The sequence below is a fragment of the uncultured Bradyrhizobium sp. genome (assembly GCF_964252615.1).
Lineage (GTDB): Bacteria > Pseudomonadota > Alphaproteobacteria > Rhizobiales > Xanthobacteraceae > Bradyrhizobium.
The window spans coordinates 1-8007 of record NZ_CAXUNQ010000087.1 but is presented as its reverse complement, the minus strand read 5'-3'; the positions used below and the strand labels follow the sequence as shown (position 1 = coordinate 8007).

Sequence of the window (8007 nt, the reverse complement as noted above, 5' to 3'; positions counted from 1 at the left end):
CGTCACCACGCCCACCACCCACTGCAGCCCGCGATTGGCTGAGGTCAGCCACTTTGCCGACGCCGCCAGCGGCACGGCGATGACGAGGCTCAAGGCGCCCATGCCGAGCATCGAGCCGATGCCGAACAGCAGCACATAGGCCATGCCGGCGGCGGGATTGCCGGCCTGCGCGACGGCGAGCACCAGCAGTGCCGCGGAGCCGGCCATGCCGTGCATCAACCCGACCAGCAGCGTGCGCCAGCGGAAGCCGTGGCGGTGCGAACGCGCGCTGTCCTGATGCGGAATGGTTTCATCGCAATGGCCGTGGATATGGATGTGCCGGGTGCCGTCGTCATGGCTATGGGCATGGAAGTGCACGCGGTCGCGCCACAGCCGCCACAGCACATGGGTGCCGAGGCCCACCAGCATGAGGCCGACCGCGGTTTCCAGCGGACGCGCCAGTTGCTCGGGGATGGCACGGCCGAGCAGGATTGCGGCGCCGGCACACACGAACAGCGTCAGGGTATGGCCCAGGCCCCAGGTCAGGCCATGCCGGACGATGTCGCGCACATCGGTGCGGCGGGCGGCGATGCTCGACACCGCCGCGATGTGATCGGCTTCCAGCGCGTGCTGCATCCCCAGCAGAAAGCCCAGCCCCAAAATCGCGAACATGCGCGTTCCGTTCACTTTGCCGATACCGGCCTTCTACAGCATGATCCGCCGCAGCCGAAGTCTTTCTCCGCGCCGAGGTCACGGCAGCAGCGCCTTGGGCAGCGCACCGAATGCGTATCGCCGCGGCCTGTTGCGGCGGATAAAACCGCCGATCTGCCAGCTGAACAATGCGGCGAAGCCGGCCAGAAACAGCGCACCGCTCCATGCGCCGGTGGCGAGCGCGCGCACCAGCAGGGCGGCGAGCGCGACCGCGACCAGCACCAGCAGCGCCGCCGCCGCCGCATACGCGCCGCGCGTTATTCCGCCCGATAGCACCGCCGTGCTCCCGGCTTCCGCCATCCGCCGGTGCAGATCGACGATGAAGGCGCGAAAATCGCGATCCTGCGGCGCCATCAGCGTGACCGTCTGCCAGGTGGTGGAGAGCACCGCGATGCGCCCGCCGCCGCAGTGTTCGATGTCGGCGCGAAACCGCCGCGACTGCATCGATATCGGCCGGTACGACAGCCGGACCGCGGCGATGTCGGCGTAGGACCATAGCCCGGAGCGGCCGCCGGCCTGCCATGCGAGGCCTTCATCGGTCAGGTCGAAGCGATGCGCCGAACCGACCAGCGACGCCTTGTAGGCGTAGCTCGCGCGCGGCGCCTGCATCGGCCGGTCCGGCGATTGCATTTCGATTCTCGGGGTTAGATGCGGCGCCGTCGGCTTGCACGGCGGGGGGACTCTATCTTACAAGTCGCGTCCGGCACCATCCGCGTCCGAAAGCCCCATGGCCGAAACCCCTTACTTTCCCCGCTACATCATCTTCGCGGCCGCATTGATATCCGGCGTGCTGTTGGCGCTTGCCGTGCACATGCTCGGAGCCCGCGACGGCCTCGATCTCGGCGGGCTGTGGCGCTCCGATACCCGGGAGTTCATGCCGGCGGGGGCGGCGGTCGCATGGTGGCTGATCGCGACGGTGGCTTTCGTCGGCGGCTATTTCACGGCGTCCCTGATGCAGAGCGCGGTGTCCGGACAAATTCCGCAACGGATGCGGCAGCTCCTGATCGCAATCGGCGTGCTGGTGCTGGCAGGGGCCGGCCAGACCGTCGCCGCGCCAAGCCCGATACCGACCATCTCAGGCGTGCTGGCAGGGCTCGCCGCGCTCGGCCTGGGCGCCGCCATGGCGTTCTGCGGCGCGCATTTTGCGCTGAGCCAGGCCTGAATATGGGTTGACGGCGGTCGAATTTAGTCCTGGTCGTTCGACGCCGCTCCCGCCGGGCGGCCGAACAGGCCTTCGAACAGAGTCGGCCGCGGCTCTTCGCGTTCGAACGCAAGCTCGGGCCTTGCAGCATGGAGCGGCTCCTCGGCCGGCTGCTGCCTGATCCTTGCATATGTCACCGTCCGCGACCTGCGTTCTGCAACCCGTTTCTCGCGCTCGATCCTGCGCTCCGCCCGCCGCTGTTCGCGCTGGGCGTCGCGGGCTTCGCGCGCCGACATCGACGGCTCGGCGCCGCCGGGCTGAATTTGCTTATCGGCCTGCCGCACCGGTTCCGCAGCAGGCTCGGGCTGCCGCGCCGCATCCACGACCGGTTTTGCCTCTGCAGCGGGTCTGGGCTCCGCCATGGCCTGAACCTGGGTGTCTTGGATCTGCCGAACCGGTTCGGCCGGTTGAACGGGGGGCGATTCGACACGCGCCGCCGGCGCGGCCTTGGCTTCCGTCACTGGCGATGCCGCCGGACCGGGCTCGCCGCGGGCGACGCGCTCGATGCGGCTCTGTCCGGTTGGGGTATCCTTGATGGCGGTCTTGGTGAGCAGGATTCCGCCACCGAATCCGAGCGTCAGCGCGCCGACGACGGTTCCCACACCGAGGAAATACGAAGGCATGGAAAAGGGCATGGCGGCATTCTCCTGTTGCCTGCATCGAACGCGCGAATTGGCAGAGATGTTCCGGCTTGCATGATTTTCCCGCGCCGAAAGTTAGGGCACCGGCTCAGCAAAAACGCCGCACGGTTCCGTGCGGCGTCTGGTGTTGGAACCTGTCACTGCCGGAAGCAGGAAGCCCGAGTAAAAAAACCTGACTTGCTTCGTCGCTTCGCAACGGCGAAACGTCGATCAGCTGGCCGCTTTCAGGTTGACCTTGCCTTCGGCCAGCGCGGTCAACTTGTGGTCGGTCGCCTTTTCCTCATCCAGCGTCTTCTGCAGCACGCTCGCGCAATCGTTACGGCCGAGCTGCTTCGCCCACGCGATCAGGCTGCCGTAGCGCACGATCTCGTAATGCTCCGCAGCTTGAGCCGCATTGATCAGCGCGGCGTCGAGCACCTTCTTGTCCTCGACTTCGCCCGCGGTTTCGTCGGCTTCCTTGATGATGCCGTCGATGGCGGGGCATGTCACCGCCTTGACCTCGGCGCCGTGCATCTTGAACACCTGTTCCAGCCGCTGCACATGCACCTTGGTTTCGTCGAGATGGGTCAGGAACCCCTGCTTGAGTTCCTTGTCGGTGGCCTTGTCCGCCATCTTCGGCAGCGCCTTCACCAACTGGTTTTCGGCGTAATAAATATCCTGCAACTGGTGCACGAACAGGTCATTCATCGTTTTGATGTCTTTGGTAAACAGGCCCATGAGAATTCCTTGAGGGTTTGGAACAGAACGGCATTCCATGGTTGAATGGAACATGCCGGCTTCCAGGTTGCGCATGACACGCTAACCGGCCACGCCAGATGTTGTTCCGAGGGAACATCGCACCTCCCCAATGTCAGGACTGCACAGCGCCGCGTTTTTGCCTTAAGGACTTTGCTGGAGGGGCGATCCGGTTGATCGCCTGATGCGTGCTGCCCCCTGCCGGGAGGATGAATGCTGGGACTGCTGACCGCGCTCAGGCGTGGCTTCATGGAACGGATCGGCTGGAAACGGCTCGGGATCGCCGCGAGCCTCCTTATCATCATCCTTGCGGTCACGACGCTGATGCGCACGCTGAAAGGCGTCGACGCCGGCGTGATCCTAGTTGCGCTGGCGGAAAAGCCGCTGCTGCAGATCGCGCTCGCCGCGCTCTGCGTGACCGGCGCGTTCTGTACACTGACGCTGTATGATTTCTTTGCGCTGCGCACCATCGGCAAGCGGCATGTGCCCTACCGCATCGCGGCGCTGTCGAGTTTTACCAGCTACACCATCGGGCACAATATCGGCGCCACGGTCTTCACCGGCGGCGCGATCCGGTTTCGGATTTATTCGGACTACGGGCTGAACGCCATCGATGTCGCCAAAATCTGCTTCATCTCCGGGCTGACCTTCTGGCTCGGCAACCTGTTCGTGCTCGGGCTCGGCATGGCCTGGCATCCGTGGGCGGCCAGCGCCATGGACCTGCTGCCGCCGTCGGTCAACCGCGGAATCGCCCTGGGCTGCCTCGCCGGGATCGCGGCCTATCTGGTCTGGATCTCCAGCGGCACGGACCGGCGGCAGCTCGGCCAGCACGGCTGGAAGGTGGTGCTGCCGTCGGCGCCGCTGACGCTGCTGCAGATCGCGATCGGCGTGGTCGATCTCGGATTTTGCGCGATGGCGATCTATTTCCTGATGCCGGTGCATCCGGACATCGATTTTATCTCGGTGGCGGTGGTGTTCATCCTCGCCACCCTGCTAGGCTTCGCCAGCCACGCGCCGGGCAGCCTCGGCGTATTCGATGCCGCGATGCTGGTGGCGCTGCCGCAGTTCGGCCGCGAGCAACTGGTCGCGACACTGCTGTTGTATCGGGTACTGTATTTCGTGGTCCCGTTCATGTTCGCCGTCACCATCATGGGCACACGCGAACTCTGGCTCAACGTGGTGCGGCCATGGCAGGAAGGACGAAACGCGGAAGCCGAAGTGGCCGTGCCGCAGGCGGTGAAGCGGCGCGCGCAGGGGTAGCGCGACATTCGCGCCCGGCCCTCCCCGCTTGTCCCTGCGGGCTTGACCCGCAATCCATCCGCTTCGAAAAGTCTTGCGAAGAACGATGGATAGGCGCGTCAAGCCCGCCTACGACGCAGAACGGGTTTCGCGGCTGTGGAGACGACGATGACAGATGACATCAAATGACCAAAGGCGCGCTGGCATTGTTGATCCACGGCGGCACCGACAACTGGTCGCCGCAGCGATGGAAGCGGCGGTTCGACGACGTGTGCGCCGGCCGGCGGGTATTCTTGCTGCCCGACCCGGAGATCGATCCCGCCGAAATTCACTACGCCGCGGTGTGGAAGCCGGTCCAGGGCGCGCTTGCGGCGTTTGCGAACCTGCGCGTTATTTTCAATCTCGGCGCCGGCGTCGATGCGCTGATGGCGGATGCGTCCCTGCCGGACCTGCCGCTGGTTCGCGTGGCGGTCGACGACCTCACCGGCCGGATGACCGAATATGTGGTGCTGCACGTGCTCGCCCATCATCGCCAGGAAATCTATCTTCGCGCCTCGCAACGCGAAAAACGCTGGGCGCCGAAACAGCAATGGCCGGCCAGCGCGATTTCGGTCGGCATCATGGGGCTGGGCAAGCTCGGGACCGACGCGGCCCGGGCGCTGAACGGTCTGGGCTTTCGCGTCTCAGGCTGGAGCAGGGCCGCAAAGAACGTTACCGGCGTAGCGTGCTTCCACGGCAAGGATCAACTGGAGCCGTTTCTGCGCCAGACCCATATCCTGGTCTGCCTGCTGCCGCTGACCGCCGAAACCCGGCACGTTCTCGACAAAAGCCTGCTGTCGAGGCTCGACCGCACGAGCCCGCTCGGCGCGCCGGTGCTGATCAACGCCGGACGCGGCGGCTTGCAGAACGAGGCGGAACTGCTGGCGTGCCTGAACGACGGCACGCTGGGCGCCGCAACGCTGGACGTGTTCGAAACCGAGCCATTGCCGCCGGACAGCCCGTTCTGGACCCACCCGAATGTCATCGTGACCCCGCACAACGCCGCCGATACCGATCCGGACGCGATATCGCGATACGTGGCGGATCAGATCGAGCGGTTCGAAGCGGGGCTGGCGTTGCAGAATGCGGTCGATCGCGGGCGGGGCTATTGAAATGCCCCGTCGTCCCGGGCGTCATTGCGAGTCGAGCAAAGCAATCCGGAAGGGCGCGACGCAAGAACTGCACTGCTTCGTCGCTACGCGCCTCGCAATGACGACGCGTAAAACGCCCTTTCCTCCCGCAGACACGGTGTTCCTCTTATTTCCGCCCCATCTGTGCCGTCAAACGCGCCATGGTCCGAAATCATTGCAAGCGTTCGATCCCCTGTTTGGTGCTCGCTGCGCTCGCTGCGCTCGCCGGGCTGCCGGGACAAGGGGTACGCGCGCAACCGGCGCCTGCGCCGATGCAGATCGCACCCGCCCCGGTGCCGCAGAGCGTCACCGATGGCTCGCTGCAGATCTCGTGGGAGGTGCGCAGCCGCTTCCGGCTGTTTCGCGAGGAGCGTGACTTTCTGCTGCACCTCGAGAGCATGCGCGGCGGCGGCGTGCTCTCCTCCGAGCAGAAGCTGGAGCCGCAGGGCGACGGCCGCGGCTGGGCGCGCAACATGGTCAACCGGCTCTGCATCGACCTGGCGGGGCGCGTCAGCGAACCCTGTTCCCGCGACAACGTCAGGGAAAGCTACCTGACGCCCTCGGAGCATCCGGTCACAGTGCGGCTGACCGGCGCGATTCCGGTCGGCGCCACCTGCGCCTGGGCGTTCGACGACGGCGATGGGCCGCCGCGGCAGCAGACGTTCGATTGCAACGAGCCGGTCAATCTTCGCGCGCGCTATGGCAAGCCGACTTTAGCCAGCGTCGACGTCGCCGCAGGATCGGAAGCGCCGCGGCGGGTGTCGGCCGACATCATGGTGCGCGACATTTTCATTGCCGGCTTGGGCGACTCCATCGCATCGGGCGAAGGCAATCCGGACCGCGCCATCGCGCTGTCGGACGAGGGCTTCTGCTTCCGCTCCTATCTCGGCAGCGCGGCTGCGCAATATTACCGGCCGAGCCGCGCCGGCTACAAGGGCGGCCGCGCCTGCGAGGCGCCGGACAGCCTGACGAACTGGCAGCGCCAGAGCGCGCTGTGGTTCAACAATGCCTGCCACCGCTCGCTCTACAGCTACCAAACCCGCGCCGCACTGGCGCTCGCCGTGCAATATCCGCACATCGCCGTGACCTATCTGCCGCTGGCCTGCACCGGCGCCACCATCGCGGACGGCCTGTTCGGCCCGCAGCGCGCGCGCGAATGCCTGCCGGCGAAAAATGCCGCGTCCTGCGCCGGCACCGTCAACGCGCAACTGGCGGAGTTGCGCGAAGCCGTCGCGGCCGCGAAAAAGCGCCAGCCCGCGCGTAACCTCGACCTGGTGCTGCTGTCGGTCGGCGCCAATGACATCGACTTCTCCGGCCTGGTCGCCGACGTGATCGTCGACAGCGCCACAGAACGCGCGCTGTTTCGCCAGAGCGGCGTGATCGGTTCGGTGCAGGATTCCCGCGCCGCGCTGGCGCGCGAGCTGCCGCGGGATTTCGGCAAGCTGCGCGAGGCCTTGAGGCCGCTGGTCGGCGATTTGTCGCGCGTCGTCTATGTATCTTACGCCAATCCGACGCTGGCCGACGGCGCGCCCTGCCCCGGCGGCCGCGCCGGCTTTGACATCCACCCCTCGTTCAATGCCGAGCCGCGGCGGCTCGCCAGCGTGTCCAATTATGTGCAAAGCGAATTCCTGCCGCAGTTGAAGGCGATCGTAACCTGCGGCGGCGGCACGCTTTGCCGCGATCCGGCTCGCGACCGCATGACCTTTGTCGATGCGCATCAGGCCGCTTTCGCTGCCCACGGATTCTGCGCCCGCGCAGAAACCGATCCGGAATTCGACCGCGCATGTTTTTCGGCGAAGGGCGAGAGTTTCGATTCCGATATCGTTTCGGCAGCGTCGCAGCCCATGCTGTGCGGCCGCAGCGCCGGCGAGTACCGCGCCTACCTTCCGCGCGCGCGCTGGATCCGCGACGCCAATGACAGTTATTTTGCCGCGATGACCTATCCGCAGGCGCTGCCCTCGGTCAATCAGCCCGCCGACATCCACGACGCCACCTGGGGCGTGCTGTCCGCGGTATATGGCGGCGCCGTGCATCCCACCGCCGAAGGCCACGCCGCCATGGCCGACGCGGCCGTGCCGGCGGCGGCGGCCGTGCTGCGGCTCGATGCGGAGGAGCCGGAAGTGACGGTCCGGCCGCTGGAGCCCGCGGCGGGCGGGGAGCAGTAAAAGTGTGCGGCAGTAAAAGAAAGCGTCATTGCCGGGCTTGACCCTACAATCCATCCTTCTTTGCAAAAGGCTTTCGAAGAATGATGGATACGCGGGTCAAGCCCGCGGTTGTCGCAGCGTGTGGTGCGGCGTGTTGCGCGCTCCACGGGGCGCGTTCCCCGGACGCA

At 66.1% G+C, this 8007-nt stretch carries 8 protein-coding genes; 4 read left to right on the top strand and 4 right to left on the bottom strand.

Annotated elements, in window-relative coordinates; all coding sequences use genetic code 11:
• Together ACFE72_RS23755 and ACFE72_RS23750 are read right to left on the bottom strand one after the other, a co-directional pair.
• Positions 1-651 (bottom strand): urease accessory protein (locus ACFE72_RS23755; RefSeq protein WP_375415582.1); only part of this gene is annotated, 651 nt, incomplete at its 3' end.
• Positions 652-729: 78 nt separating this feature from the next.
• Positions 730-1320 carry a hypothetical protein gene (locus ACFE72_RS23750; protein WP_375415581.1) on the bottom strand — a complete coding sequence of 197 codons (591 nt, stop codon included), beginning with the start codon at positions 1318-1320 and terminating at the stop codon, positions 730-732.
• A gap of 97 nt (positions 1321-1417) precedes the next feature.
• Between ACFE72_RS23750 and ACFE72_RS23745 the strand changes: the two genes are divergently transcribed.
• Positions 1418-1852, top strand: a complete 435-nt coding sequence (locus ACFE72_RS23745; RefSeq protein ID WP_375415580.1) for a hypothetical protein — start codon at positions 1418-1420, stop codon at positions 1850-1852.
• 23 nt (positions 1853-1875) lie between these two features.
• On the opposite strand, the gene ACFE72_RS23740 is transcribed toward ACFE72_RS23745, so the two are convergent.
• A complete protein-coding gene (locus ACFE72_RS23740) occupies positions 1876-2526 on the bottom strand; it encodes a hypothetical protein (protein ID WP_375415579.1) in 651 nt (216 codons plus the stop codon).
• A 216-nt stretch (positions 2527-2742) separates the two neighbouring features.
• Positions 2743-3249 (bottom strand): ferritin-like domain-containing protein, encoded by a 507-nt coding sequence (locus ACFE72_RS23735; RefSeq protein WP_375415578.1) that lies wholly within the window; start codon positions 3247-3249, stop codon positions 2743-2745.
• Positions 3250-3480: 231 nt separating this feature from the next.
• Here ACFE72_RS23735 and ACFE72_RS23730 point away from each other — a divergent pair, with 231 nt between their 5' ends.
• The 3 genes from ACFE72_RS23730 to ACFE72_RS23720 all read left to right on the top strand — a co-directional run bounded on the left by ACFE72_RS23730 (position 3481) and on the right by ACFE72_RS23720 (position 7840).
• On the top strand, positions 3481-4527 hold the full coding sequence (locus tag ACFE72_RS23730; RefSeq protein WP_375415577.1) for a YbhN family protein: 1047 nt from the start codon (positions 3481-3483) through the stop codon (positions 4525-4527).
• Between the two features lie 164 nt (positions 4528-4691).
• On the top strand, positions 4692-5657 hold the full coding sequence (locus ACFE72_RS23725) for a 2-hydroxyacid dehydrogenase (protein WP_375415576.1): 966 nt from the start codon (positions 4692-4694) through the stop codon (positions 5655-5657).
• Between the two features lie 290 nt (positions 5658-5947).
• Positions 5948-7840 (top strand): hypothetical protein, encoded by a 1893-nt coding sequence (locus tag ACFE72_RS23720; protein ID WP_375415575.1) that lies wholly within the window; start codon positions 5948-5950, stop codon positions 7838-7840.
• Positions 7841-8007: the final 167 nt, after the last annotated feature.